Here is a 25,390-nt window from a genome sequence, read left to right on the forward strand (position 1 = left end):
GCACCTCTCGGGACTATCCTATCAGGAGACACAAACATGCAAACCCCTCGCAATAGAAGCTGGGACACGGCCTATGAATGGAAGGCCGTCCTATTGCTCTCACTCGGATTCGGCCTGGTCGGTATCGACCGCTTCATGATCATGCCGCTGTTCCCCGTCATGATGCACGACCTGCATCTCGACTATCAGGACCTCGGACACATCACCGGCGCGCTGTCCGTGGCCTGGGGTATTTCGGCGATGCTGATGGGCAACTTGTCCGACCGCATCGGACGTCGCAAGGTCATCATCCCGGCAATCGTGCTGTTCTCGCTTCTCGCAGGGCTCAGCGGTCTGGCGACCGGCGTCGGGTCGCTCGTCCTGATTCGTGCCGTGATGGGTTTCGCCGAAGGCGCGTACACGCCGGCGAGCATCATCGCGACGCTCGATGCTTCAAAACCGAGCCGGCACGGCCGCAACGTGGGCATACAGCAGATGGCGTTGCCGCTGTTCGGACTGGGCCTCGCGCCCATCCTTGTCACGCAGATGCTCAAGGTCATGCCGTGGCATTCGATCTTTGCCGTGGTCACGCTGCCCGGTCTTGTGATCGCCTTGCTGATGTGGCGCGTGCTGCGCAATTCGACGCCGTCGAACGCAAGCGTCCACACTCCGGCACATGACGCCGCCCGGCACATGTGGACCGAGGTCTTCCGGTACCACAACATCCGCCTCAATGTCGTGGGCATGCTGTGCTGGCTGACGTGCCTGGTAGTGCTGAGCGCGCTGTTCCCGAGCTATCTCGTCGACTACCTGCATCTCGACCTGTCGCAAATGGGCTTTGTGCTGTCGGCCATCGGTTTCGGCGGCATGCTCGGCACCGTCACGATGCCGACGCTATCGGATCGCCTCGGACGCAAGCCCGTGATGATCCTGAGTGTGATCGGCGCTGCGATCTTTATGGTGCTGCTAGCACGCACCGGGCCGAATCCCACGGCGCTGTTCGGTTATCTGATGATGACGCTGCTGTTCATCTTCAGCCTGATTACGCTGACCGTCGGTCCCATCAGCGCCGAGTCGGTGCCCGCCGCATTGATGTCGACCGCATCGGGCATCGTCGTCGGTGTCGGGGAAGTGTTCGGCGGCGGGATTGCCCCGGCCATCGCGGGCTTTGTCGCGAAACACTTCGGCATTCAGTACATCATGGTGCTGGGCTTCGTCGCCCTCGCCGTCGGCATGCTCGTGGCGCTGAGCCTCAAGGAAACCGTGCCGTCGCGATCGGCACGGTCCGTCAGTGCAGAGCAACCCCAGCTCGGCGAAAGCTGAGCATCAGGCGGCGCGGCTGAGGCGAGTCAGTTCAAACGTGCGGTGCACTTCGAACCCGAGACGTTCGTATAACGCGACGGCGGTCGTGTTGTGCTTGAACACGTGGAGAAACGGTATCTCGCCTCGCTGCGCAATCTCAACGCGAAGAATGTTCATCAGCCGGCCCGCGATTCCTTTGCCGCGCCAGCTGTCGTCGACACAGACCGCGCTGATTTCCACATATCCATCGAGATGCATCCGCTCGCCAGCCATTGCCACGAGCCGTCCCTGATTGCGGATGCCGATGTAGCTTCCCATTTCCTGGGTTCGCTTCGCGAAGGGGCCCGGTTTGGTTCGCCGCGCGAGATCCAGCATATCGGGCACATCGGTCCGGGTAAGCCGGATCACGTCGTGCGTGTCCGTGCCCTTGACGTCGTTGTTCACCGCGACCATTTGATGAAGCGCCCCGGCATACGTGAGCTGCAATCCGTCGATCGGGTCGAGGCGACGCTTCGACAGCACCGCGAGCGCCTCGTCGGGTATCACCAGTTCGCGAAGACGATCGAATGCCGCTTCGCTTTCCTGCTCGATGCCCGCGAACGGTGCGACGTCAGGCAGATAACGTCGGGCGACTCCGGCGCTTTGGCCGAGATGGCCCTGCCGCATTGTCAGTGCCGACCAGACCGGATTGTCCAGTGCGGCGGATATCGTATGACTCATACCCACTCCCAGTGCGTGTCGAACACGACATCGAGCACAAGGACACGGAGCATGCGCCTGCACTGAAGATCGAAACGTCCGACGGTATTTCATGGATCGGGCACGTCACCGATCGGCGGCATGTCCGTTTCAGTCACTGTAGTCGGAGCAAGCGCGTCGGACCATTGCCGTAAATGACATTTACGGGGTCATTCACGCCACGTCATGATTGAATGCGCCATGCGAGAATCGCATAGGTCATCGAAATATGAATTGCCAAAGCATGGTTATGCTTTCCATCACCATTCCAAAATACACAATTTTGGAAATCGGGTTCTTGGCAAAGATAAATTCCCTTCATACTGCGTTCCTTTGGACGCATGCGTACGGCACGCAATGGGAATGCAAACATGGAAGTGAAGTGGATCGAAGACTTTCTTGCGCTCACTCAATATAAGACATTTTCCAAAGCGGCGCGCGCGCGTTCTCTGACTCAGTCAGGTTTAAGCCGACGCATCCAGGCGCTTGAACAATGGCTCGGCGCCGAGTTGTTTGACCGGAGCACGTTTCCACCTGCATTGACGCAGGCCGGACATATCTTTTCCGGCACCGCGTATGACACGCTGAATAACTTATTTGAAGCGCGTCTGCAGGTTCGCAATCATCAGCGCACCGTCGCGCCGACATTGAAAATCGCCGCGAGTCACGCGCTTGCGACTTCCTTTGTGCCTGCGTGGCTTGATGGATTTCAAATCGATGGCCAGCAATGCCGGACGAAAATCACACCGGTCGCACTGAACGATGGCGCCATGATGCTCGGTGACGGTCATTGCGATCTGATGCTGGTCCATGAAAAACACGACGAGCCGTCGCGCATCGATCCGGCGCGTTACCCGAGCCTCTCGATCGAGACGGATGAGCTGGTGCCGGTCTGCAAACCCGGCGCGTCGGGCCAGCCACTATTCGATTTGAATACGCTTCAGACGCAGCTGTTGCCGCTCGCGAGCTATGCGTCGACCACCTTGTTCGGCCGGTGCGTCGCGGACATGCTTTCCGCCGCGAGAGTCGTCAGTCGGTTTCGGATCGCTTATGAATCGGAATGGGATCACGTACTCAAGCATCTCGTGCTTGAAGGTCGCGCGCTGGCCTGGTTAAGCAGAAGATCGGTGCGTGCAGAACTCGAAAGCGGGGCGCTGGTTCTGGCTGGTGGCGAGGAGTGGGTCGTGAAACTCGCGGTCAAGCTCTATCGCGATGTGCTGAGCAAGAACGATTCGGTGGATCGAATCTGGCTGTCGGCATTGCCGCAAGCGTAAATGCGCGTAGCGCATCGAAATCACTGTAAATAAAGCAGCGTCCATTCTTCGAAAGAAATGGGCCTTTTTCCTGGCAATTCGACCCAGGCAATTCGGCCCATGCAATACGGCCCACCCAAGCAGTCTTAGCACATCGCTGCAGGCGCGTCTCTCAACGTTTCAAGCTGAGAAATCGAGCCGTCCATTCGCTTAAGCCACTGCTCGACGGTGGCCCACGTCATGGGCACGTCGACATGTCGTCGGCTCATCAGGTCGAATCGAACGACCAGACCGCCGTCGTGTTTTGACACGTGGAACCTCTCGGCCACGGTCGCCTTTTTGACCGTATCGATTTCTCGTTGCGGGAGTGGCAGGCTCGATTCAGCGCTCTCGGTATCGAACGGCATCCACCCGGCCCATTCACTATTCCGTTGTTCCGTCAGCGAGCAAATCAGGCCCGCTGTCAGCGCGCTATTCAAATGGATCGTCGCCGTCGTCGACGCGTCGAGTGAGAACTTCAGACAGCTGCCCATGACATCGCCATCGCGCGTCACGAATCCAATCGCGAACGGCATGGGTGTTTCGAAGAGGGAGAGATCCTGGGAGGCGGGGCGCAATTGCGGCGCGTGGGCAAGCTGCTTGGTCATCGTGATGTCGTGCCTTTAAAGATGACCGCACAGAAAAAAGCCCGGCGTAAGAGCTTGATTCATGCAGTCATTCTTGAGATGCAAAAAGACTATCAGACGATCACACGGTGCTAAACGCACTGATAAAGCAACGACGCGTAATGGCACATTGACATAGTCATCGCTTATTTTCCGCCTAAGAATTCATTGTCACGCTATGCCTATTCATCATCAGCATCAATGTCGAAACGGGAAATTGCACGGCGATTTTCAAGTGCGTCGGCTTTAGACCTGAATCATCGAGCTTATTTCCCGGCTTAGCAATGCACCGCTATGCAATTTCAGCAAAGCAGATAAATCATTGATGCCTCGTCATAGCATCAGCCCCTGAAGCACCCGGAGCCGTCAATTCCTGCCGTCTGTTCAACACTTCGTAGCACGCCACCCAAACAAATAATCCGGGCAACGCATTGTTTGAATGCGCGTCGCGTCCTATCTGGAATACGGAGAATTCAATGGGTTATTCGCAAGCACTAAGCGGACTGGGCTCCGCATCCGATGAGCTCGACACGATCGGCAACAACATCGCCAACTCGTCGACAGTAGGCTTCAAATCCGGCACAACCCTGTTCGCCGACATGTACGCCAACACGGTATCCACCGGCGTCACATCGGACCAGGGTATTGGCGTGCGCACGGTCGGCGTGCAGCAGAATTTCGGCGAAGGCAGCTTTACGAGCACTGGAAGTGCGACGGACCTCGCCATCAATGGCAACGGCTTTTTCCAGTTGTCGGCCAACGGCGTCACGGAATACTCGCGCAACGGCCAGTTTCACGTCGACCCGAACGGCTACATCATCAACGCCGAGGGCGCGAACCTCACGGGCTATCCGACAAGCACGGGCGGCGTGGTCACAACGATGATTCCGCAGCCGCTTCAAATCAACGAAGGCAGCATGGCGCCGAGTGCGTCGACCACGATTACATCGGGCGGCATCAATCTCGACTCGTCGCTTGGCGTGCCTTCGGTGACGCCGTTTAGCCCGACCAATAGCAACTCGTATACATACGTAGCGCAGACGCAGACGTACGACTCGCTTGGCAACAAGCACGACGTGAATATGTACTTCGTCAGAGACCCGCAGCCGACGCCGCCGGTCACGCCGGCGACCGTTAATTTTTCGGTCTATGCGACGGAAGACGGCACGCTGATCACCCCGCCCGCGCCCGCGACAACAGCGGGCCTCGTGGGCGACATGCAATTCAGCTCGTCAGGTACGCTGGTTCAATTCTCCGACGCCAACGGAAACGTGAGCGCGACCACGCCGGACACCGTGTCGATGACGTTGACCTCGTCGACGGGTTCCAACACCCCGTTGCCGATCTCGGTCAACTTTCAAGGCGCAACGGCATTTGCAGGGGTCGGGAACGCGGCGGCGGCAATCGCCGACGGGTACCCGGCTGGCAACTACGACGGCGTGCAGATCGAATCCGATGGCACGGTGGAAGCGACTTATACCAACAACAAGACCGTCACCTTCGGCAAAGTCGTGCTCGCCAACTTCATCAACCCGAACGGATTGAAAAACGTCGGCAACAACGCGTGGACCGCAACCGCCGACTCCGGTCCCGCCGAAGTCGGCACGCCGGGCACCGGGCCACTCGGTGCGCTGTTGCCGGGTGAACTCGAAGAGTCGAACGTCGACTTGACGGCCAACCTCGTCGATCTCATCACCGCGCAACGGTTTTACCAGGCGAATGCGCAAACCGTGAAGACGCAAAACGCCGTGGATCAGACGCTGTTGAACATGAATTAATGTCGGAGGCGTTGGGTTCTGGCGAGTGACGCACACAGGAACGTCATTCGCCGGAGCAACATCGCACGATCATCGGATCGGGTTTGACGCCGAAGCCGGCTTTGATGTTGGCATTGGCTTCGGCGCCACCAGCGACTTAAACGTCTGCTTCTAAATAGCCACTTATAAAGATCGCGCAGGCTGACTCCCTTCGCCTGCAAATCGATCGCATCCCACGATAACAATTCCTCCACACCGCATTTCACTCACTACAATGAGTTCGTGCGATGTCCATCGCACGTTCCCCTCGCTTCACTCCCGCGAAAGGTCATGTGATCTTTCGCTCTGCAGCTACCCAACGACATGGAAGAGGCCTCTCATGCTGATGCAAGAAGCTCGTAGTGTTGTTCGCGGTTTTATCGAAGACGTTATCAATCAGGGAAACATCGACGCAGCCGACCAGTACTTCTGGGAAGACATGGTCGAACAAGTGCCTTTCCCTGGTCAGGGTCCCGGCATTGAAGGGCTTAAAGATGTGCTGCGGATGATGCGCTCCGCATTCCCCGACATGCACTGGACCGTCGAGGAACAGATCGCTGAAGGCGATCGCGTCATGACGCGCTTCGAATGGACCGGCACGCATCAGGGCAACTTCCTTGGCGTCCCGGCCACCGGACGGGCGGTGAAAACCTGGGGCATGGTCATCGACCACCTCGAGGAAGGCCGTATCAAGGACACCCGCATCCTCATGGATGCGCTCGGGCTGATGATGCAACTCGGCGCAGTCGGCTCGCCGGGTTAATCAGGTCGGGAGTGGGCGCTTGCTGGCCAACTGACGCTAGTAAGTTGCCAACGCCCCGCAGCTGAAGTTGGTTTTCAACTCCGATCGGCCCACAGGACATTTCTGCACGGTCGTGAGGACTACCGCCATAAATTTGCGCGTTGGTCACCTAATCTCCGCGAAGGATGCGGAGATTAGGCGGTCTATTCGCCGCAGATTGTGCGGAGATTAAACCCGCTATTCTCCGCAAGCCGGGCTGAGAGCCCCGACGAAGCGACGTACCGGATGAGGTTTCGAAGACCCGACAGACCTCACCCGCGTGGTCCCAGGTATGCCTCGTGCTCGTTCCCGGGGTGTCCCAACCCGCGACCCGACCCCGATGCCCGGACATTCAGCTGCCGCCGCCAAGCCAACCGGCGCGCATGACGACGCCACCGCGCGTACTTCGTCAGAGATCATCGATACCGATCTGCCGTCGCGCCTCGACCGCCTCCCGTGGGGTCGTTTTCACACGCTGATCGTCATTGCACTCGGCGTCACCTGGCTGCTCGACGGACTCGAGGTCACGCTGGCGGGCGCGGTGGCGAGCGCGCTCAAGTCGAGCCCGGCCTTGCATATGACAAACGCCGAGGTCGGCATGGCCGGTAGCGCCTATATCGCAGGCGCCGTGCTAGGTGCGCTGGGATTCGGGTGGCTCACGGATCGACTAGGTCGCCGCAAGCTGTTCTTCATCACACTCGCGGTCTACCTGCTCGCGACGGCGGCGACGTCGTTCTCGTGGAGCTTCGCTGCCTTTATCGCTTTCCGCTTCCTGACAGGCGCCGGTATCGGCGGCGAATACGCCGCCATCAATTCGACCATTCAGGAATTCACGCCGGCGCGCGTGCGCGGCTGGACAGATCTCACGATCAACGGCACGTTCTGGGTCGGCGCTGGCATCGGCGCCGCCGGGTCGCTCGTGCTGCTCGATCCGCACCTGCTGCCTGCCGACTGGGGTTGGCGAGCCTGCTTCTTTATCGGCGCAGCGCTCGCGCTCGTGATTCTGTTCATGCGCGCATGGATACCGGAAAGCCCGCGCTGGCTGATCACGCATGGTGAACACGAGCAGGCTAAGAAAGTTGTCGAAGATATCGAAGCGCGCTTTCGTGAAACGGGCCATCCAATCGATGACTCACCCACGCACCGCCTGCGTCTGCATGCGCGCCCCTACACACCGCTCAGTGACGTGTTCAATGCGCTGTTTCGGGTTCACTTGCGGCGCGCGCTTGTCGGGCTATCGCTGATGACGGCACAGGCGTTTTTCTATAACGCGATCTTCTTCACGTATGCACTCGTACTGACCGACTTCTATCACGTGCCCGGCGGCAGGGTCGGCCTGTACCTGCTGCCGTTTGCGCTCGGCAATTTCCTAGGGCCGATCCTGCTCGGACGGCTTTTCGATGTGATCGGCCGCAGAAAAATGATCGCGTCGACGTATGCGATTTCAGGGATTCTTCTGGCCTGCAGCGGATATGCGTTTGCACAGGGATGGCTGACCGTCACAACGCAGACCATCGCGTGGATGGTGATCTTCTTCTTTGCATCGGCGGCGGCGAGTTCGGCTTACCTGACCGTCAGCGAGACATTCCCGCTTGAGATTCGCGCGTTGGCCATTGCGGTGTTCTACGCATTCGGCACCGCACTCGGCGGGATCATCGGACCGGCCTTCTTTGGCAGCCTGATCGACACGCATCAACGCGGCGCAGTCTTCACGGGCTATCTGGTCGGATCGGCACTGATGATCGTCGGCGCGGTGATTGCAGCCGTATGGGGTGTCGACGCCGAGCGCAAATCGCTCGAACACGTCGCGACACCGCTCTCAGCTGTCGAAGACGGCGGGTGACGTCGAGATAGTAAATTGGGTAGCGGTTGGGATTGAGCAACGGCCTAGGCCGAAACCAGCCTAAGTCCGGAACCCAAGCTGCCGATCAGATTGTGGCAATCGAAAGCAGGGCCGCGATCGCGATCAAAATCTCCAACCGCAGCCCCCGCCTTCAGCATCAATCAGAACTGTTCCTTGCCATACAGCGACTTCGCGTTCTGCTGATCGATACGCTGCGTCGGAACGAGAACGCTGCGCGGCACCTCGGTCGCGCAATCGATCAGGATCTTCTTGGCCAGCTCGAGCGCTTCGGCGGCTCCGGTCGGGTAGGTATATGTCGCCGCCCACTGCCCGTCTGCCACAGCACGAATCCCGCCCGAGGGTCCAGGCAATCCGTCGGTGCCGATGATCTTCACCTGATCGGCCTTGCCCGCCTGCTTGGCCGCGATATACGCACCCGCCGCTGCGAGATCGTTACTGGTGTACACGACCTTGATATCCGGGTGTGCCTGCAACATCGCGGAAAACACCGTCACGGCCTTGTCTTCCATCCAGTCGACCGGCTGCACGGCGACGAGCTTGATCTTCGGGTTGCTCGCAATGCCCGCCTTGTAGCCTTCGAGACGTTCGATCGCCGGCGATGAACTCGGCAGGCCTTCGAGAATCGCGACTTCACCGCCATCGGGCAGCAAGGTCTTGGCGGTCCACTCTCCTGCTTCCTTGGCGATCGCGCGATTGTCACCGCCCACGAACGCGGTGTAGTTGTCGCCCGTCGTCTTGCGGTCCAGCTCGATGACCGGCGTACCCGCCTTATAAACGTTCGTCACCGACGGAGTCAGCGGTGCAGCTTCATACGGCGAAATCATCAACAGATCGACGTGTTGCGTCATGAAGTTCTCGACCTGCGAGACCTGTGTATTGACGCTCGCCTGACCATCGGCAATCACGATCTTGAACTTCGGATAGTTCTTTACGAGCCGCTCGAGCTCGTGATTCACGTGCTCGCGATACGGCTCCTTGAAGTTGGCCTGACTGAAGCCGATCACGTAGTTATTGTTCGGCCCGCAATCCTTGGCCAGGGGTTTTCCACCTTCAGCCCACGCGCTCACTGCGAGCGCCATGCCGGTCACCATCAACGTCGAGTGCAAGATCGCTTTCATAGGATCGTCCCTTGTTTGACATCATGGACCTGAGGCTCCCACGCAAAGGAGCCGCGCACGACAGTCAGCGGGCCGTGCCTCCGCGGCCCGCGACATAGGATTGCAGCGCCGCGGCGCCGACGATAATGGCGCCGGTCGCGAGCAGTTGCATCGCCGCGCTGACGTCATTGAGTTGCAGGATATTGGCGAGCGCACCGAGCATGACGGCACCCGCGATCGTGCCAATCATCGAGCCGGACCCGCCAAACAAATCCGTTCCGCCGATCACCACGGCTGCGATGGCATTGAGTTCGTATCCGACGCCGTCATTGGGGCTACCAAATGAAAACTGCCCGGCGTGCACGATGCCGGCTACCGCCGACACGAAGCCCGTCAGCGCATAGACCGATATCTTGATGGTGCTCACGGGAATGCCTGAGAGTCGCGCCGCTTTTTCGTTACCGCCTACGGCGATGACGTATCGCCCGTACCGCGTGTTGTTGAGCATGAATGCGGCGATGACTGCGAGCACGACAAAGATCAGCGTCGCCACCGGAAACACGCCACCAATACGTTCGCCGAGCACTTGAAATGCAGGTGGCGCATTACCCGGTCCTTCGCCGTAGTTGATGTTGATAAAGGCATTGTTCGAAGCGATCAACGATAAGCCACGCGCAACCTGAAGTCCGGCGAGCGTGACGATAAATGCCTGAATGCGGAAGCGCGTCGAGATCGCGCCCTGGATCGCGCCGAACACAATGCCCGTCACGATCACGAGCGGCAGCGTGGTCCATAAGCCCCACCCTTCGTTGACGAGCAATGTCGCGGTCAACACCGAGCACAGACCCAGCAACGCACCGACAGACAGATCGATCCCTGCGGCAATGATGACGAACGTCATGCCGAGCGCAAGTATCCCCGTCTCCGAGATCGATCGAATGATATTGGCGATGTTGTCCGGCGCAAGAAACAGGATATGACCATGACGCCGCGGCGACAGCGCCACCCCGGCAATCAGGACCAGAATCAGCCCGAGCAGGCTCTGGAACCGCACCAGCAGCGCAAGGATTCCTCCGCGCCTGTGACGCGCGCGCGTAGGCAACGATGTCGGACTCGTGCTCATGCGGCCAGCTCCTCCCCTTCGCTGATCTTGCGGATCGACTCTTCACTCGGGCCCGGACCGAACTCATGGATCGTGCGTCCCTCACGCATGACGACGATCTTGTCGCACAGACCGATCAGTTCTGGCAGCTCCGACGATGCGACAAGCACGCCCAGGCCGTCGTCGGCGAGTCCGCGCAAGCGCTGATAGATCTCGGCTTTTGCGCCGACATCGACGCCGCGTGTCGGCTCGTCGAGCAACAGCAGCGCCGGACGATTGATCAGCTCCTTGGCGAACACAACCTTCTGCTGATTCCCGCCTGATAAATTCAGGACCTTGGCATTCGGCAGACGTGGGCGCACGTCGTAGTCTTCGAGTGCGCGCAGCACTTCGCGCCGTTCGAGCGCACGCGACACCAACCCGAATGGCGTCACGCGCTTGAGCGTGGAAAGCAGTGTGTTTTGCGCGACCGTGTGGTTCAGGATGAGTCCGGTGCCGCGCCGATCGTCCGTCACATACGCCACCCCGGCGTGACGCGACGCGTGGATCGTACCGAGTTGCGCGGCTTGGCCATGCATCTCGACAACACCACGCCAACGCCCGCTCACACCGAACCCGTAGAGCGCGGAAAACAACTCCGTACGTCCCGCCCCCATCAGCCCGGCCAGACCGACAATCTCGCCCGCATGCACGGTCAATGAAATATCGACAGAGGCCTGCCATCCGGCTCGAATGATGTCTGGATCGAACGCCGCATGTTCGAGACGCAAGATGGGCTTACCCATCGCCTTTGCGCGCGATGGAAAGAGATCGGAAAACGGCCGTCCGACGAGCAGCTGCACCAGCTCTGCTTGCGGTGCATGGGGTGTGGTCGTGCCGACGACCGCACCATCTCGCATCACCGTGACCCGGTCTGCGATACGGGGCACCTCTTCAAGCCGATGCGAGATATAGACGATGCCAACGCCGCGTGCGGCAAGATCCTTGACGACCCCGAACAGATGATCGGCCTCGGCAGCAGAGAGCGCTGCCGTCGGTTCGTCCATGATCAGAATCCGCGCATTGGCCGATAACGCTTTGGCAATCGCGACGAGCTGACGTTCGCCCATGCGCAGGCTCGCAATCGAAAGTCCCGCATCGAGCGACACGCCGGCGCTTTCGAGCAGGCCTTGTGCCTTGCGCCGCATTTCGGCACTCGACAGCACACCTGCACGTGTGATTTCGTTGCCTAAAAAAAGATTCGCCGCGATATCGAGCCCGGGCACCAGATCGAGCTCCTGCGGGATCATGACGATGCCAGCCGCATGCGCATCGCGCGGACGCGCAAAATGCACCGTGTGGTCATCGACACGGATTTCGCCCGCATCGGGAACGTAGGCCCCCGAGAGCACACCCATCAACGTGGATTTGCCGGCGCCATTCTCGCCGAGCAGGACATGCACTTCGCCTGCCGACAGATCGAAGTCCACGCCCTTGAGCGCGTGCACGCCGCCAAAACGCTTCTGGATGCCTTTAACTTCGAGCAGGCGCATCGTCACCGTGCGCTCCGCCATTGCCGAATACCGACATCCATGTCTCCTCCCCTCTGAACTCGGGTTAGGGATGTGTACGATTCGCGGCTACTGAATAAATCTACTCAAATGAGAGTATGTAAGGGTAAGCACTTGCGCAAGCGTTTGCCTTTTATAGTTAACCCCGATGAAGCGAGGGGCTCGTTTAGCGAACGCCTGCGCGGGCTTGCGCACATCACCGGCCATGAGCCGGCGGCCTATTGTCAAGCAGCACTTGCGGTGGGACGTGCAGCGTTCTCCGACTCAACTTCGGCAAGATGCTTGAGGAGCTTGGTCACGACCACGACGACGGCCAGCGCAAGAATCACGAAGAAAACGGCGAGCGGCGTAAGGATCTGAACGGACACAAAACCGGCCAGGGCCATGACGACCGACGACACGAGCAACAGCGCGCAGCCGAGAATCGCGCTCGTCAGACCCGCGATATGCGGGAACAGCGAATTGCCCTTGGCCATCAGCGTCGGATACATCGCGCCTGCGCAGAAGCCCATCACCAGCACAGGCGTCGCGAGCGTCCAGACACGCAGTCCGACTGTGAGTGCAAGCACGAGCATCACGATCGATGCACCCGCCATCACGCGCGAGCCCACACGCAACCGCTGTTCCGGTGTGGGAAAACGCGGACCATGCAGACGATTCGACAGGCCGCCGAGGAAGTAGACCATGCCGATGGCCAGCGCGAGATAGCCGAAAAACGTCGGTGGCTTGTGCAGCGTGTTCTGGATCATGAACGGTCCCACGATATTGAACACGAGCAGGATGCTGTAGCACACGCCTTGCGCAAGAAAGCAGCTTTGGAAAACGGGACTGGCGAGCACTTTGCCGGCGTTCTTCGTCAGCGTCCGTATTTCGAGGTGCACGGGGCGCGCGAGTGTCTCGCGGAATCGCCACCACATCCCCCACATGACGATCGAATAGACAAGGAGGAAAACGAGGCACGCACGCCAGCCGAAAGCCTCCTGCAGATGCGCGCCGATCACAGGGGCAATGATCGGGGCCACGCCCCATGCCGTCGCCATATACGTGAACACGTGCATCATCGCCTGCCCCGTGAACGAGTCGGTCGTGATCGCCTTGGCGAGCAGGTTCGTGCTCGCGATGCCGAATCCCTGCAAGGCGCGGGCAAGAATGAACGTCTCGAGGTTCGGTGCGGCGAGCGACAACAGACAGCCCAGCGTGAACATGACGAGGCCGAATGCCAATACGGGCTTGCGTCCGTGTGCGTCGGAGATGGGGCCGAAGACGAGCTGTCCGAACGCATAAGCGGCCATATATCCCGATACGCTCGACTGAATCGCCTGCGGCGATGTGGCAAACGAACGCGCCATCGCTGGCAACGCAGGAACGTAGATGTCGATCGCAAGTTGCCCCGCGGAGACAAAGAAACAGATCACGAGCAGAAGAAATCGCGGCGAATTGGCGATGCGCTCGGCACCGTGTGACCGGTCGGGGGTATCAGGATTCATGACGGCGAGTGGGTGACGGAAATCAGTAGCGCGTCATCGGTCTGTTCGATGCGTGTTCGATGCTGTTCGATAAAGCGGTGCCAAGGTGCGGCGCTACGGTGTCGTATTGTGCCGGTTTGCGCCCGGGTCGATCGGATGCCCTTGGCGCGAGTGCGGGTGAATCCGCAAAACAAAACGGGCCGCAATCACGCGACCCGTTCGCAGCATCCCGTCGCGTTCTGCCGGACGGAATGGCCCTGCAATGACCCTCTTAATGCGCGCGCTTTGCCCGCGGTGCGTCGATATGTACGTTCGGCGCTTGCCCATCGTCCTGCGGATCACGCGTTTCCAGACGACGCTTGTCCGATTGCTGAACGTCCGCGAGGTCATCGCTGACCAGATTCATGGATGAGCCCTCGGCGGCGAGTTGCCGGCGCGCGGCGTCCCAATAGTCGTTCGCGTCCTTGCCGGGCGCATGGTCGCGTTCCCAGAGGTGATAGGCACGTTCGCGGATACGTTGCTCAATCGCTGCGGCTTTTCGATCGGTCATGTTTTCACCCTTTCGTTGTGCCCGGATCGCTTTTGACCCGAGGCTCGTCATCCGCACATCATGCGGATGACCTGTTTCGCCAGCCAACCACGTGCCCGACGGGTCCAAACGTAAAAGCTCGTAACGCCTCGAGGGTTGTCCGCAAGAAATCCAGGATGCTATTTTTCGGCCAGGAACTGAGCCGTCGACATGAACGAAATGAATAGCCGCCTGAGGAGCATCGATCTGGAAACCGACCGGTTGGTCCTGCGTCGCTTCCAGCCCGGCGACGAAATCGATCTCTTCGACTACACCGGCGACGCAGGCAGCTCACTGTTTCTGCAGCGCACTCAGCACGCGGATATTCAGCACACCCAGCAGGTCCTCGAAAACTGGTGCCATAAGAAGTGGCAGGACGGCAGCGCGGAATTCGCCTGGATTTTGGGGTGCAAAGAGACCAACAAGGCGCTTGGCTTGTTTTTCGTGTTTTCGAATGGCCATGCATGCGAAATCCACTACGGCATCAGCAAGGCGTTTCGCGGCAAGGGGCTGATCGTTGAAGCGGGGCACGCCGTCGTGCGGCATGTGCTCACCCATCCTTTCATCCAGCGGATCTGGACCGTGTGCGATGTCGAAAACCACGCATCGAGGCGCGTTCTCGAGAAACTGGGGTTCGAGTGCGAAGGCACGCTTCGACGCTGGCTGATGTTGCCCGCGTTTGGGGACCAGGCACGGGATTGCTATTGTTTTTCGATGACGCACTGATCGGGGCGTCGTTCACTGCACGTCAGCGCTTTCAATCACCGGGCAAGCCAGTCTCAGCCGAACGCCTGACCGCCGCTGAATCGCCGGAGGCGTGACTCGCCTTCCAGAGATTCGCCGTTTTTCCCGGGAAACATCCGCGCAATATCCCCCGAATATCATCCGGGAAAAATCCTCTCTCCCGCGCTGCCTTGGCGTTGGCGAGGCATGGCCACGTCGGCTGGCTACGCAGCGCGATTCAAATCAATAAACCTTTCCGTGTGTTTACAAGACCCTTTTAATTATAAGACTATGCTTACTAATGATAGTGATTCGCATTTATACTCCGCGCCCAGTTCGAGTAAGGATCGGTAACACTGTGGCGCTGCCGGAATCAGGTTCCCTCTGGCGATCGCGGCATCTGTGGATCGCGATCGCACAACACACCGGGGAAAACGACGATGGCGCTGGCGGGTCCGTACAGTAAGGAAGCACTCACACGTCTGACGACGTTCGCGGCTGCGGCCGCCATGGCCTTTGCGCTGGTGCCTGAAGGTGCCTTTGCCGTTGAAGGCGCGGTCGCGCAGAGCGTTTCGCAAGACCCGTCCGCACCGGGCGTGCAGACGACACAGGCATCCGGCTCGCCGCTCGCCGACACCCCGGTGATGCTCGAGCCCATCGAGGTGTCGGGAAGCTGGCTCGGCTCGGGCCTGCAAAATAGCGTCAAGACATTCGCCGGCGCGCGCACCGTCGTCGACAAGCAACAGATCGAGGACAGCGGCGCCACCAGCATCGGCGATGTGCTGCGCCGGGTTCCCGGCGTCCAGTCGACCGACAATTCGGGAACAGCCGGCAGCGCGATTTCGCTGAACATCGGCGTGCGTGGCCTGACGGGCCGGTATTCGCCGCGTTCGACCGTGCTGCTCGACGGCATTCCTCTGGCTGTCGCACCTTATGGCCAGCCGCAACTGTCGTTTGCGCCGATTAGCCTCGGCAACATCGAGTCGATCGACGTGGTTCGGAGTGGCGGCGCGGTCCGTTACGGCCCGCAGAACGTCGGTGGCATCATCAATTTCCAGACGCGCTCGATCCCGAACGAACCCGGCCTGACCGCCGACGCATCGGTTCGCGAAAACATCTACACGCAAGGTGGTGGCAGCAATACGACCTACAACACGTTTCTTGGCACGCAGCTGAGCAACGGGCTGGGATTCGCGTTGCTCTATTCGGGCGAGACAGGCCGCGACTGGCGTGACGGCAGCGACGAACGCGTCAATGACCTGCAGCTCAAGTATCGGTACGAGCTCACGCCGACATCGGAAATCTACGGAAAGTTCTCGTACTACGACGTGAAATCGCGCACGCCGGGTGGTCTGACGGTTGCGCAGTACAACGCCGATCCGTTCCAGAACACGCGGCCGACGGACTATTGGCAAGGCGAGCGCGAAGCCTTCGATATCGGCTACGTCAATACGATCTCGGACGACAAGGAGTTCGAGATCCGCACGTTCTACAACTCGAGCAACCGCACCAGCGCGCTGATCAATACGGCGCAGACACAGTTGCAATATCAGCCGCGGTACTACACGACGCTTGGCGTCGAACCGCGCTATACACAGCGCTTCGCGCTCGGTCCGACGGTCAACGACGTGACCGTCGGTTACCGTTTCATCCGCGAGCGCGGCGACGACAACAGCTACAACGAAGTCATCGCCACGGGCCGCGACACGCCGAACCAGCGATTCGACAACGCGACCAATGCAAGTGCCGCCTACATCGACGACCGGATCGCGTTCGGTAAATTCCGCCTGACACCCGGTGTGCGTTTCGAACACATCGAGTCGACTCGCCTGAACGAGGCGTTGAACCAGACTTACTCGACGACGAACAACAAGCCGCTACCGTCGATCAACCTGTCGTATCTGTGGAATTCGTCGCTGACGCTTTTTACCGACTACAGCACATCGTTCGGGCCGGTTCAGAACATCCAGCTCAACTCGCAGTCGGCGACCAATCCGTTGCAACCGGAACTCGCGAGAACGTTCGAAGTGGGAGCACGCTGGACGGGGCGGCAATTGCACGCTGAAATCACGGCGTTCAATCTGCGATTCGACAATCAGATTCTTCAAGTGCCGGGCATCGTGCCGGCGACATTCCAGAATATCGGCGCGACGCATCATCAGGGTATCGAGACCGCGATCGACTACGCCTTCAAGGATGGCCCGCTCAAGGGACTCGACGCGTACGCGAACTTCACCTATACCAAGGCGATCCAGGAGTCGGGTGCAACGGCGGGTCTCGATGTGCCCTTCTATTCGCGCTTCACCGACACCCTCGGCGCGAAGTACGCGATCGACGCCTGGACGTTCGACGTGTCGACGACCCATCAAACCTCGCAGTATTCCGACACCGCAAACACCGTGGCGGAATCGCCTGACGGCAGCAACGGCCGAGTGCCCGGTTTTCGCGTGTGGAATATGCAGGCCGACTGGAAAATTCCAGGCTGGAAGGGCTGCGATCTGACGACCGGCATTAACAATATTGGCGACACGCGCTATTACACGCGCAACGTCGACGGCAATGCGGGTCGAATGGTCGGCGCACCGCGCATGGTCTATGTACAGGCACATTTGACCTACTAAGCCACAACGGCGTCCGTGCGCATATCGAACGCTCGCGGACGCCATGGCCCATGTTTATCTGTCACCGATAAACACACGCTTCAAGAACCGTCAATCGCGCATTGTCAAACAGCCGTTTTAACCGCTTCAACGGGTCTTTAAGTCGGTCTTTAATGATGATATTCACAATGCATCGTAGAATGCCGCAGTCGCCGTGCCGTATCGGCGAACACGCTTTTACGTCAGTATGCATGTTGATCTACTCACTCTGTATCTCTTAGCGATCGGAACGCTGTTCGCTAGCGCCGGCATGATGCTCTGGGAGCATCGCACACACCCCAAGCGCAGCAAGGAATTGAAGATCCTCGCAGCGGGTTTTGCAACGCTCGCGCTGGGATGCGTGGGCGTGGCCATTCGCAGCCGCTTGCCCGGCACGCTGAGTTCGGCCATCAGCAATCTCGTCATTCTTACCGGTTATCTGCTGATATTGCACGGCGTCGCCGCATTGCGCCGCAGGCGATATTTAACGGTGTCCGTTGTATTACTCGCATTGCAGGCACTTGCGTGGGCAGCGAGCGGCTCGCACTGGCAGGCTGTGATGTGGAACTACGCCACGTCGGTACCGATTGCCATCACGACTGCGCTCACCGCGCGCGAACTCTTGCGCAAAGACACCATGCCTTTGGCGCAATCGCGGCCGATTGCCGCGGCCGTGACGAGTATTCACGCCTTGTTCTATGTCTTCCGGGCCTTTGCGCTGCCATGGGTCGTCGCGACGTTGGGCCATCACGCGCAATCGTTCGCGAGCGAAGTCACGATGTACGAAGGCGTGTTGTACTCCGTCGTCTTGCCGATGACTTTGCTCAAGCTCTTCCGCGAAGAGGCGCACGTCGAGCTTGTGCAGGCAGCGCAGACCGACTACCTCACTCGCCTCGGTAACCGGCGGTGGTTCTTCGAAGAAGGCGAGCGCGTCCTGGGCGGCAACGAGGCCGACCGCTCCGCAACGCTGTTGGCGTTCGATCTGGATCAATTCAAGGCCATCAACGACCGATATGGACACAAGGCAGGCGACGAAGTGTTGAAGTCGTTCGCCGACATTGCACGCGGCGTGCTGGGATCCGAGGCCATTCTGGCGCGGATCGGTGGGGAAGAATTTGCCGCTTTGCTGCCCGGTCACGATCGGCAGAGTGCCCAAGCCATCGGCGAACAAGTCGCGAAACACTTCGCTGAAACGACTGCCCATCGCATCCACGGCATCCATATCCCGACGACCGTGAGCATCGGCCTTGCACAGCTCGGCGACGAGGCTTCGACGCTCGCCGACTTGCTCGCCACCGCGGACAGAGCGCTCTACAGCGCGAAAGCACTCGGCGGCAACCGCCTCGAAGTCGCCCATCGCACGGAGCGCGTCGCGCTGATGTAACGTAGCACCCCGCCACAGACCTATTCCGATGAGAGTCGGAATTTGACGTCATCCTCTCGCCTCAGGCGCATCCGACTGCCTTCCGACTCGTGCAAGTTCGTCCAACTTGCACATTCCGATCATAGTTCCCACCCCAAGCGCGCAGCGCGTGCCATTGGTCTTAGAATCGCTCGCCATTGGACACGTCAACGTGCTTGCGTGCGAAGTAAAGCGCGAATCTCAGGCCTGATTGGGAAACCTCTCAGCTCCCCGCTAGCGCTGAGAGAGACAAGGAAATATGGATCTGACAGGGCTCACCGATGCACAGCTTGACGACATGCGCGCAACACGGAAAATCGTTTCCAATCCGTCCGCAAGGTGGGTGAGCAAAGGCAGTCATCGCGAGAAAAATTTTCATCTAAGAGCGTGCCGATGCAACGAAGAACGGTACCGAATCTTCGCGCGCGTATCGGAACACAATCACCAAGTATTTTCTGTTGGACTCATTCGTGTGTTCGCTGAAGACGTGATGCTCGTACTCGCTCGGTACAACGGCGGATACCATTCGCATCGCAACGTCCTCGAGCGTACGAAGGTGCCCGCGGTCTGCCATCGGCATATCGCGACCGAGCGTTATATCAAAGCGGGGCTGGATGCCGACGGTTTCGCTGAACCGGCGTCAGACTACAATGATGTCGACGAAGCGCTCATGACGTTGTGCGACCACTGCAACGTCGACGGCTTCGATACCGAACTCGCAGAATCCCAAGTCCAACCGAGCCTTTTCTGAATCGTGCAAGCTGATAGATCGACGGCGATCAAGCGGCTACTTTGTGAGTCGTGGTGCTCCGACCTCGAAGTGACAGAGGATGGTGATGCGCTACGTCTTTCGATGCCGCTTCTGGAGTCGGACGGAGACCTTGTCACGGTATGGCTTCGCGAGATACTGGGAGGCTGGCGGCTGGAAGATGCCGGATCGACGTTGATGCGCCTTTCCTACGATACCGACGTGTCGACCTTACTTCGAGGTCCGAGAAAGGTCTTGCTCGACAAGATGCTTCTCGAGTACGGAGCACGAATCGACGACGGTGGGCAAGTGATCGCGGAAACGTCCGAGCCGGACCTTGGCCATTCTCTGCTGCGATACGGCCAAGCACTACTACGAGCGGGCGAGGTGCGTGCCTGGTCAAGGGCGCGAGTCACATCGACGTTTTTCGACGACCTGCGGAGGAACCTCCACGCGATCGTCGGCGCAGATCGGGTCGTCGAGAAGTTCTGCGTGCCCAATCTCCCGTCCGCCGACGACTATCCGGTCGACTTCGCCATTACAGGAACGACCGAGCCGCTTTACGTTTTTGGCGTCTCCGGGCGCGACAAAGCACGACTCGCAACGATTGTGCTCCAGCACTTGCAGCAACATCTTTCGAGATTCAACTCGATCGTGGTGTTTCAAAACGCTGACGAAATCGGGAGCGCTGATCTTCGTCGTCTGATGAACGCAGCCAACGACATGGTCGATTCCATCGACGCCACAGACGCGCTCGAGCGCAAAGTCAGGCACCGCCTCACTGCCTGAGTCCGGAGCCGGACGTGTGGATATCGTCGGCGAAGTCGACGATATCCGGCCACGGCAGACACAATCGTGTTGAACGTCATATGCGCCTTATCGCCCCGCAGTCGTACGCGCATCTTCGGGATGACCACGGTTGCGTTTCGGGCGGCGAGCATGAATCATCGCACCCGATGACTTTCCCGCGTGCTTTGAGTCCTCTGACCATGAAAATCACGGCCGTCCGCGTTACCCCCATTGCCATCAGCGATCCGCCCTTGCTCAACGCAAGCGGTGTCCATGAACCTTACGCTTTGCGTTCGATCATCGAAATCGAAACGGATAACGGGCTCCTCGGGCTTGGAGAAACCTATGGCGACAAGCCCGTGCTCGATGCACTGCTGCGCGTCAAGGACAGCCTCAGGGGCCTGAGCCCGTTCGATCTCAATGGCCTTTGGCAACGCGTCGTGTCGTCGTCGTTGGGCACAACGGCCAGCGTCTCGTCGATCGAACTCGATCTCGCACCCGGATCGCGTGAAGACAAGAAGGAACTCAAGATCTTCGCCGCATTCGAAGTGCCGTTCCTTGACCTTCAAGCTCGCTCGCTTGGCATCCCCGTGCATGAGCTGCTTGGCGGTGCAGTGCGACGCAGCGTTCCATTCTCCGCGTACCTGTTTTTCAAGTATTCGAGCGACGTCGACCCGTCCTATCGACGCGATTCATGGGGCGAGGCACTCAGCGACGAACAAGTCGTCGCCCAAGCGCGCACGATGATCGAGCGCTACGGGTTCGGCAGTATCAAGCTCAAGGCGGGCGCACTCGATCCTGAACATGAAGTCGCCTGCCTGAAGGCGCTGAAGCGCGCGTTTCCGAATCACCCTTTGCGTATCGATCCCAACGCGAACTGGTCGTTGCAGACGGCCATCCGCATGGCTGAACACCTGCAAGGCGTACTCGAATACTACGAGGACCCTACGCCCGATCTCGAAGGCATGGCCGCGTTGCATCGCGCGACAGGTCTGCCGCTCGCTACGAATATGGTCGTGACCGATCTCGCCGAGTTCCGTCGCAATGTCACGTTGGGTGCAGTGCAGATCATCCTGTCCGATCACCACTACTGGGGCGGCCTGCGCGCAACGCAAACGCTCGCCGCGATGTGCGAGACGTTCGACTTCGGTTTGTCGATGCACTCCAATTCGCATCTCGGCATCAGTCTGATGGCAATGACACACATTGCCGCCGCCGTGCCGAATCTGACTTACGCGTGCGACACGCATTACCCGTGGCAGAACGATGAAGTGCTCAAGGGCGGCAAGGTGCCGATCGAAAACGGGTGCGTGACGGTTACCGATGCGCCTGGCCTGGGTCTCGAACTGGACTACGATGCGCTCGCCACACTGCACGAGCGTTACCTGACCTGCGGCATCACGCAACGCAACGACGTCGCGCAGATGCGCAAACTCCACCCCGAGTGGACGTTGCAAAGGCCTCGTTACTAGGCCTCCGTTACTAAGGCTCGTTACTAAGGCTGCGTTACTACGGCTGGGTTGCCAAGGCCGCGTTACTAAGGCCGCGACACTCAGCTGCCATCCATACAAGGCGCACGCTCCGGACGACGCATCGGAGCGAGAGGGGTCGCTATGGCAGCTCGACCCCGCGTGCACGCTTGAGATAACGCTTCCATCGCGTCATCAGCTCACTCCTGCGGCCTTCGTAACGCTCATCGAGAAACTCGGCCGATACGATCCGGTCCGTGCGGAAATGCCGGAAGTCCTGGCGAAGCTCGCACCATGCAGCAAGTAGCCGCACGGTTTCCGCGTACCCGATGATCACCGGCCATACGGTGCGCTCACTCTCCCGTGCGTGCTCGTCGCGGTAACGGATCCGGATCTTCTTCGCGTTGCGAATCCAGTCACGCGTCCGAACCGCATCAAGCCCATCGTGGAAACGCACTTGTGGCGGCGGCGCACCTGTCGTGGGTTCATCAATGAACGGACGAAGCCGTTCAGGAACAGCGGCCGTGATCTTGGCGATCAAGTCTTTCGCTGCACTCGACAATGCAGGGTCACCGCGCTGCGCAACCCACAACGCCCCCAGCACCGCAGCTTCGAGCTCATCGGGCGTGAGCATCAGCGGCGGCATGTCGTAGTCGCGATCCAGGACGTATCCCATGCCCGCTTCGCCGCGTATCGGCACGCGCTGACCGATCAGATCGGCAACGTCGCGATAGACGGACCGCTTCGACACTTCGAGCTCGTCGGCCAATGCGGTCGCCGTCACCGGTCGCGACGAACGGCGCAGGATCTGGATGATTTGAAAGAGCCGGTCGGATCGGCGCATCGCAGTTCACTGCTGACACCACGGTGGCAGCAGCCCTTGTCTAGGATGTGATCGACGTCGCGTTCAAACGATGTCGTTGTGACGCGAATAGTAGCGGACATGCGCTTGGTCCCCGCCGCGACGACAAGCGAACCCGTCGCTATACGCGGCTTCCGCGAACAGCCAGCGACATCCGGCCTCGACCGAATCCCGTTCAATACACCACCTCCGGAGCATGCAATGAATTTTGTCTCGACCCGCGTCATCACCGACGATATGAAGCGACTCGTCAGTTTCTACGAAAACGCTCTCGGACTCGCGCCCCGGTGGTACACGGACGACTTCGCCGAACTCGCGACGCCGTCGGGCACCCTGGCCATTGCCAGCAAGCGATCGATGGACGCCTACGGGGCAAGCGCTGCCCATGCGGCGGACAATCGCACGTCGATCATGGAATTCATCGTCGCCGACGTCGACGCGGAGTATGAAAAGCTGCGCAAAACCGACACAGTCATTGCACAGCTCCCGACAACACAGCCGTGGGGCAACCGGTCATTGCTGTTTCGCGACCCCGATGGAAATCTGATCAACTTCTTTACGCCGGTCAGCGAGCCCGCGATCGCTAAGTACGCGGCGGTATCGAACTGACGGATCCCACCGCTTCCTGAAGCACGCTCAGGAAGGCCTTGACCTTCACACTCAGCAGACGGCGCGAGTGGTACAACGCCCAGATTTCCACGGGTGCGCCGTCGTCCTTGCCTAGCCGCACCAGCCGACGTGCCTTGACGTCGTGCTCGACCAGCAATTTGGGCAGCATGCCGGCACCCACGCCCGTCAGCACCGCCTCGCGCACCATCAGAAGCGACGACAAGCGAAGCACGGCCTTCGGGTCGTAGCGGATCGCCGCGCCGCGATCGTTCAACACGCTCCAGTTCGCATTCGAACGACCGACCGTCGACACGACGGCCGGAATCGCGATCGGGTTCGCATTGTGCTTGCGTCTCGGTGGAATCGACACGGTGGGCGTGGCAACCAGCCATAGCTCATCGGTCTGAATGCGCCTTCCCATCAGCCTCTCGTCCGTTGGCGGATCGACACGGATCACGAGGTCGAAACCATCTTCGACCGGATCGACGACGCGGTCCTCAGCGACCAGTTCGAGTTCCACATCCGGATAGGCCAAAGCAAAACGCGCCGCGATTCTGGACAACACCACGTGCGAATACACGACCGGCGCGCTGACCCGAAGCCGCCCTCGAGCGACGGGCCCTCGCGAGGCCACCGCTTCGCCCGCCTCCTGAAGCTCCGTGACGAGGGCATGCGTGCGCTCGTGAAGCGCCATGCCCTCTTCGGTCAGGCGCATGCGCCGCGCGCCCCGTTCGATCAATCGCACACCGAGTGCGTCCTCGAGTTCAGCGACGCGTCGCGACAGCGTCGCCTTCGGACGATCGAGTGCTCGACTGGCCGGGCCGAACCCGCCATACAGGGCCACTGCGTTGAAATCAGAAAGTGCCGTCAGATCCATAATCGTTCCGCTGATGAGACGAGGTGTTTCGATTCTATGGCTATCGCGTCATATTCGGAACGAATAATCTGTATTCACCGGGGCCGCTTCAACCCTTCAACCTTCAGCCCCCATCCACTTGAGAGGACATCATGACCATTCTCGTCACAGGAAGCACAGGCGTTATCGGTACGCAGGTGCTCGAGCAACTTCGCGGTAGCGGCGTGTCGATCCATGCACTGACGCGCTCGCCCGACAAGGCGCAATTCCCCGACGGCGTGAAAGCCGTACAGGGTGACTTTTCCGACATCGATTCCGTGCGGCGCGCGATGAAGGGCATCAGCACCGTGTTCGTTCTCGCGCCCAACGCACCTGACGAACTGACTCAGGCGCTGCAGGTGTTGAGCATCGCTCGCGAAGCGGAAGTCAAAGGCATCGTGTATCTGTCGGTATTCAAGGGAGAGGAGTACGTCGACGTGCCGCACTTCACGGGCAAGTACACCGCAGAACGCATGATCGAACGCTGCGACTTGCCGGCCACGGTGCTGCGCCCTGCGTATTTCATTCAGAACGATGTCCGGCAGAAGGAGCCGCTTCTCCAGCACGGTATCTATGGCATGCCGATCGGTGACAAAGGCATTTCGATGGTCGATGTGCGTGATATTGGCGAAGTGGCCGCCAAGGAACTGCTTCGCCGGGAGCGCGCGGAGACTCGCTTGCCGCGGGAAACTTATGACCTCGTCGGTCCGGATGCCATGACGGCCGAATCCATCGTTCAGGTCTGGGCCGAGGTCCTTGACCGCCCCATTCGCTATGGCGGCAATGACCTCGACGTGCTGGAGCAACGACTCAAGGCCGCTGCGCCGCCATGGCTCGTGTACGACATGCGCCTGATGATGCAGCGCTACCAGCAGGACGGTGCGCGTGCCTCCACGGCGCATGTCGAGCGCCTCACCGCCTTGTTGGGCCGCGCGCCAAGGTCGTACCGCGACTTCGCAGTCGCGACAGCCAACGCATGGGTCAAGGAATAAATCGCGGCGCCATCGGTCACCGCATCTTCTTGGGCTCCGCGCCGAGGCCATATCCTGACTTCGCTGTCGTTACGGCCGACGCGTGGGTCAAAGCCTAGGTC

At 59.8% G+C, this 25,390-nt stretch carries 22 protein-coding genes; 13 read left to right on the top strand and 9 right to left on the bottom strand.

All coding sequences use genetic code 11. From position 1 onward, the window contains the following. Positions 1-36: 36 nt before the first annotated feature. Positions 37-1,302 carry an MFS transporter gene (locus ACMFWR_RS25880; protein ID WP_413195235.1) on the top strand — a complete coding sequence of 422 codons (1,266 nt, stop codon included), beginning with the start codon at positions 37-39 and terminating at the stop codon, positions 1,300-1,302. 3 nt (positions 1,303-1,305) lie between these two features. On the opposite strand, the gene ACMFWR_RS25885 is transcribed toward ACMFWR_RS25880, so the two are convergent. Next, entirely contained in the window at positions 1,306-2,001 is a 696-nt protein-coding gene (locus ACMFWR_RS25885) for a GNAT family N-acetyltransferase (protein ID WP_413195236.1), read from the bottom strand. 389 nt (positions 2,002-2,390) lie between these two features. Here ACMFWR_RS25885 and ACMFWR_RS25890 point away from each other — a divergent pair, with 389 nt between their 5' ends. Further along, on the top strand, positions 2,391-3,293 hold the full coding sequence (locus ACMFWR_RS25890; RefSeq protein ID WP_413195237.1) for a LysR family transcriptional regulator: 903 nt from the start codon (positions 2,391-2,393) through the stop codon (positions 3,291-3,293). 125 nt (positions 3,294-3,418) lie between these two features. Here the strand turns inward: ACMFWR_RS25890 and ACMFWR_RS25895 are convergent, their stop codons facing one another. Beyond that, on the bottom strand, positions 3,419-3,919 hold the full coding sequence (locus tag ACMFWR_RS25895) for a hypothetical protein (RefSeq protein ID WP_413195238.1): 501 nt from the start codon (positions 3,917-3,919) through the stop codon (positions 3,419-3,421). A gap of 494 nt (positions 3,920-4,413) precedes the next feature. On the opposite strand from ACMFWR_RS25895, the gene flgE reads away from it, so the two are divergent. From flgE to ACMFWR_RS25910, 3 genes are all read left to right on the top strand, one after another. After that, on the top strand, positions 4,414-5,715 hold the full coding sequence (gene flgE, locus ACMFWR_RS25900; RefSeq protein WP_413195239.1) for a flagellar hook protein FlgE: 1,302 nt from the start codon (positions 4,414-4,416) through the stop codon (positions 5,713-5,715). A 358-nt stretch (positions 5,716-6,073) separates the two neighbouring features. Beyond that, positions 6,074-6,496 (top strand): ester cyclase, encoded by a 423-nt coding sequence (locus tag ACMFWR_RS25905; RefSeq protein ID WP_413195240.1) that lies wholly within the window; start codon positions 6,074-6,076, stop codon positions 6,494-6,496. Between the two features lie 358 nt (positions 6,497-6,854). Then, positions 6,855-8,357: an MFS transporter gene (locus ACMFWR_RS25910; protein ID WP_413195241.1), complete on the top strand. Its 1,503-nt coding sequence runs from the start codon at positions 6,855-6,857 to the stop codon at positions 8,355-8,357. A 161-nt stretch (positions 8,358-8,518) separates the two neighbouring features. Here ACMFWR_RS25910 and ACMFWR_RS25915 read toward each other — a convergent pair whose 3' ends face one another. The 5 genes from ACMFWR_RS25915 to ACMFWR_RS25935 form a co-directional block, all read right to left on the bottom strand. Further along, positions 8,519-9,496 carry a substrate-binding domain-containing protein gene (locus ACMFWR_RS25915; RefSeq protein ID WP_413195242.1) on the bottom strand — a complete coding sequence of 326 codons (978 nt, stop codon included), beginning with the start codon at positions 9,494-9,496 and terminating at the stop codon, positions 8,519-8,521. A 64-nt stretch (positions 9,497-9,560) separates the two neighbouring features. Then, positions 9,561-10,598: an ABC transporter permease gene (locus tag ACMFWR_RS25920; RefSeq protein ID WP_413195243.1), complete on the bottom strand. Its 1,038-nt coding sequence runs from the start codon at positions 10,596-10,598 to the stop codon at positions 9,561-9,563. Then, on the bottom strand, positions 10,595-12,130 hold the full coding sequence (locus ACMFWR_RS25925; RefSeq protein ID WP_413195244.1) for a sugar ABC transporter ATP-binding protein: 1,536 nt from the start codon (positions 12,128-12,130) through the stop codon (positions 10,595-10,597). The genes ACMFWR_RS25920 and ACMFWR_RS25925 overlap by 4 nt, the downstream gene beginning before the upstream one ends. Before the next feature lie 221 nt (positions 12,131-12,351). Then, the gene (locus ACMFWR_RS25930) at positions 12,352-13,614 is read right to left on the bottom strand and encodes a multidrug effflux MFS transporter (protein ID WP_413195245.1); all 1,263 of its coding nucleotides are present in this window, start codon (positions 13,612-13,614) and stop codon (positions 12,352-12,354) included. A gap of 250 nt (positions 13,615-13,864) precedes the next feature. After that, complete coding sequence (locus ACMFWR_RS25935) at positions 13,865-14,143, bottom strand: DUF2934 domain-containing protein (protein ID WP_413195246.1); 279 nt, start codon at positions 14,141-14,143, stop codon at positions 13,865-13,867. A 189-nt stretch (positions 14,144-14,332) separates the two neighbouring features. Between ACMFWR_RS25935 and ACMFWR_RS25940 the strand changes: the two genes are divergently transcribed. The 6 genes from ACMFWR_RS25940 to ACMFWR_RS25965 all read left to right on the top strand — a co-directional run bounded on the left by ACMFWR_RS25940 (position 14,333) and on the right by ACMFWR_RS25965 (position 21,934). Continuing rightward, complete coding sequence (locus ACMFWR_RS25940; RefSeq protein WP_413195247.1) at positions 14,333-14,887, top strand: GNAT family N-acetyltransferase; 555 nt, start codon at positions 14,333-14,335, stop codon at positions 14,885-14,887. Between the two features lie 437 nt (positions 14,888-15,324). Further along, entirely contained in the window at positions 15,325-17,505 is a 2,181-nt protein-coding gene (locus ACMFWR_RS25945) for a TonB-dependent receptor family protein (RefSeq protein ID WP_413195248.1), read from the top strand. A gap of 226 nt (positions 17,506-17,731) precedes the next feature. Then, positions 17,732-18,907 carry a diguanylate cyclase gene (locus ACMFWR_RS25950; protein ID WP_413195249.1) on the top strand — a complete coding sequence of 392 codons (1,176 nt, stop codon included), beginning with the start codon at positions 17,732-17,734 and terminating at the stop codon, positions 18,905-18,907. A gap of 490 nt (positions 18,908-19,397) precedes the next feature. After that, positions 19,398-19,676: a hypothetical protein gene (locus ACMFWR_RS25955; protein WP_413195250.1), complete on the top strand. Its 279-nt coding sequence runs from the start codon at positions 19,398-19,400 to the stop codon at positions 19,674-19,676. Positions 19,677-19,778: 102 nt separating this feature from the next. After that, positions 19,779-20,462 carry a DUF1828 domain-containing protein gene (locus tag ACMFWR_RS25960; RefSeq protein WP_413195251.1) on the top strand — a complete coding sequence of 228 codons (684 nt, stop codon included), beginning with the start codon at positions 19,779-19,781 and terminating at the stop codon, positions 20,460-20,462. A gap of 200 nt (positions 20,463-20,662) precedes the next feature. Further along, positions 20,663-21,934: a glucarate dehydratase family protein gene (locus ACMFWR_RS25965; RefSeq protein ID WP_413195252.1), complete on the top strand. Its 1,272-nt coding sequence runs from the start codon at positions 20,663-20,665 to the stop codon at positions 21,932-21,934. A gap of 139 nt (positions 21,935-22,073) precedes the next feature. Here the strand turns inward: ACMFWR_RS25965 and ACMFWR_RS25970 are convergent, their stop codons facing one another. Next, on the bottom strand, positions 22,074-22,775 hold the full coding sequence (locus ACMFWR_RS25970; protein ID WP_413195253.1) for a helix-turn-helix transcriptional regulator: 702 nt from the start codon (positions 22,773-22,775) through the stop codon (positions 22,074-22,076). Between the two features lie 219 nt (positions 22,776-22,994). On the opposite strand from ACMFWR_RS25970, the gene ACMFWR_RS25975 reads away from it, so the two are divergent. Next, positions 22,995-23,402, top strand: coding sequence for a VOC family protein (locus ACMFWR_RS25975; protein ID WP_413195254.1), 408 nt, complete (start codon positions 22,995-22,997; stop codon positions 23,400-23,402). Here ACMFWR_RS25975 and ACMFWR_RS25980 read toward each other — a convergent pair. Continuing rightward, a complete protein-coding gene (locus ACMFWR_RS25980; RefSeq protein WP_413195255.1) occupies positions 23,377-24,279 on the bottom strand; it encodes a LysR family transcriptional regulator in 903 nt (300 codons plus the stop codon). The genes ACMFWR_RS25975 and ACMFWR_RS25980 overlap by 26 nt on opposite strands. A gap of 131 nt (positions 24,280-24,410) precedes the next feature. On the opposite strand from ACMFWR_RS25980, the gene ACMFWR_RS25985 reads away from it, so the two are divergent. Beyond that, positions 24,411-25,289: an SDR family oxidoreductase gene (locus tag ACMFWR_RS25985; RefSeq protein WP_413195256.1), complete on the top strand. Its 879-nt coding sequence runs from the start codon at positions 24,411-24,413 to the stop codon at positions 25,287-25,289. The last annotated feature ends 101 nt before the right edge of the window (positions 25,290-25,390 follow it).

It is taken from the genome of Pararobbsia alpina (assembly GCF_965118125.1).
GTDB classification, from domain to species: Bacteria; Pseudomonadota; Gammaproteobacteria; order Burkholderiales; family Burkholderiaceae; genus Pararobbsia; species Pararobbsia alpina_A.

Excerpts from the sequence above, each read along its gene's own strand:
- ACMFWR_RS25880 (WP_413195235.1), top strand. The coding sequence starts at position 37 with ATGCAAACCCCTCGCAATAGAAGCTGGGACACGGCCTATGAATGGAAG.
- ACMFWR_RS25885 (WP_413195236.1), bottom strand. The coding sequence starts at position 2,001 with ATGAGTCATACGATATCCGCCGCACTGGACAATCCGGTCTGGTCGGCA.
- ACMFWR_RS25890 (WP_413195237.1), top strand. The coding sequence starts at position 2,391 with ATGGAAGTGAAGTGGATCGAAGACTTTCTTGCGCTCACTCAATATAAG.
- ACMFWR_RS25895 (WP_413195238.1), bottom strand. The coding sequence starts at position 3,919 with ATGACCAAGCAGCTTGCCCACGCGCCGCAATTGCGCCCCGCCTCCCAG.
- flgE (WP_413195239.1), top strand. The coding sequence starts at position 4,414 with ATGGGTTATTCGCAAGCACTAAGCGGACTGGGCTCCGCATCCGATGAG.
- ACMFWR_RS25905 (WP_413195240.1), top strand. The coding sequence starts at position 6,074 with ATGCTGATGCAAGAAGCTCGTAGTGTTGTTCGCGGTTTTATCGAAGAC.
- ACMFWR_RS25910 (WP_413195241.1), top strand. The coding sequence starts at position 6,855 with ATGCCCGGACATTCAGCTGCCGCCGCCAAGCCAACCGGCGCGCATGAC.
- ACMFWR_RS25915 (WP_413195242.1), bottom strand. The coding sequence starts at position 9,496 with ATGAAAGCGATCTTGCACTCGACGTTGATGGTGACCGGCATGGCGCTC.
- ACMFWR_RS25920 (WP_413195243.1), bottom strand. The coding sequence starts at position 10,598 with ATGAGCACGAGTCCGACATCGTTGCCTACGCGCGCGCGTCACAGGCGC.
- ACMFWR_RS25925 (WP_413195244.1), bottom strand. The coding sequence starts at position 12,130 with ATGGCGGAGCGCACGGTGACGATGCGCCTGCTCGAAGTTAAAGGCATC.
- ACMFWR_RS25930 (WP_413195245.1), bottom strand. The coding sequence starts at position 13,614 with ATGAATCCTGATACCCCCGACCGGTCACACGGTGCCGAGCGCATCGCC.
- ACMFWR_RS25935 (WP_413195246.1), bottom strand. The coding sequence starts at position 14,143 with ATGACCGATCGAAAAGCCGCAGCGATTGAGCAACGTATCCGCGAACGT.
- ACMFWR_RS25940 (WP_413195247.1), top strand. The coding sequence starts at position 14,333 with ATGAACGAAATGAATAGCCGCCTGAGGAGCATCGATCTGGAAACCGAC.
- ACMFWR_RS25945 (WP_413195248.1), top strand. The coding sequence starts at position 15,325 with ATGGCGCTGGCGGGTCCGTACAGTAAGGAAGCACTCACACGTCTGACG.
- ACMFWR_RS25950 (WP_413195249.1), top strand. The coding sequence starts at position 17,732 with ATGCATGTTGATCTACTCACTCTGTATCTCTTAGCGATCGGAACGCTG.
- ACMFWR_RS25960 (WP_413195251.1), top strand. The coding sequence starts at position 19,779 with ATGCCGCTTCTGGAGTCGGACGGAGACCTTGTCACGGTATGGCTTCGC.
- ACMFWR_RS25965 (WP_413195252.1), top strand. The coding sequence starts at position 20,663 with ATGAAAATCACGGCCGTCCGCGTTACCCCCATTGCCATCAGCGATCCG.
- ACMFWR_RS25970 (WP_413195253.1), bottom strand. The coding sequence starts at position 22,775 with ATGCGCCGATCCGACCGGCTCTTTCAAATCATCCAGATCCTGCGCCGT.
- ACMFWR_RS25975 (WP_413195254.1), top strand. The coding sequence starts at position 22,995 with ATGAATTTTGTCTCGACCCGCGTCATCACCGACGATATGAAGCGACTC.
- ACMFWR_RS25980 (WP_413195255.1), bottom strand. The coding sequence starts at position 24,279 with ATGGATCTGACGGCACTTTCTGATTTCAACGCAGTGGCCCTGTATGGC.
- ACMFWR_RS25985 (WP_413195256.1), top strand. The coding sequence starts at position 24,411 with ATGACCATTCTCGTCACAGGAAGCACAGGCGTTATCGGTACGCAGGTG.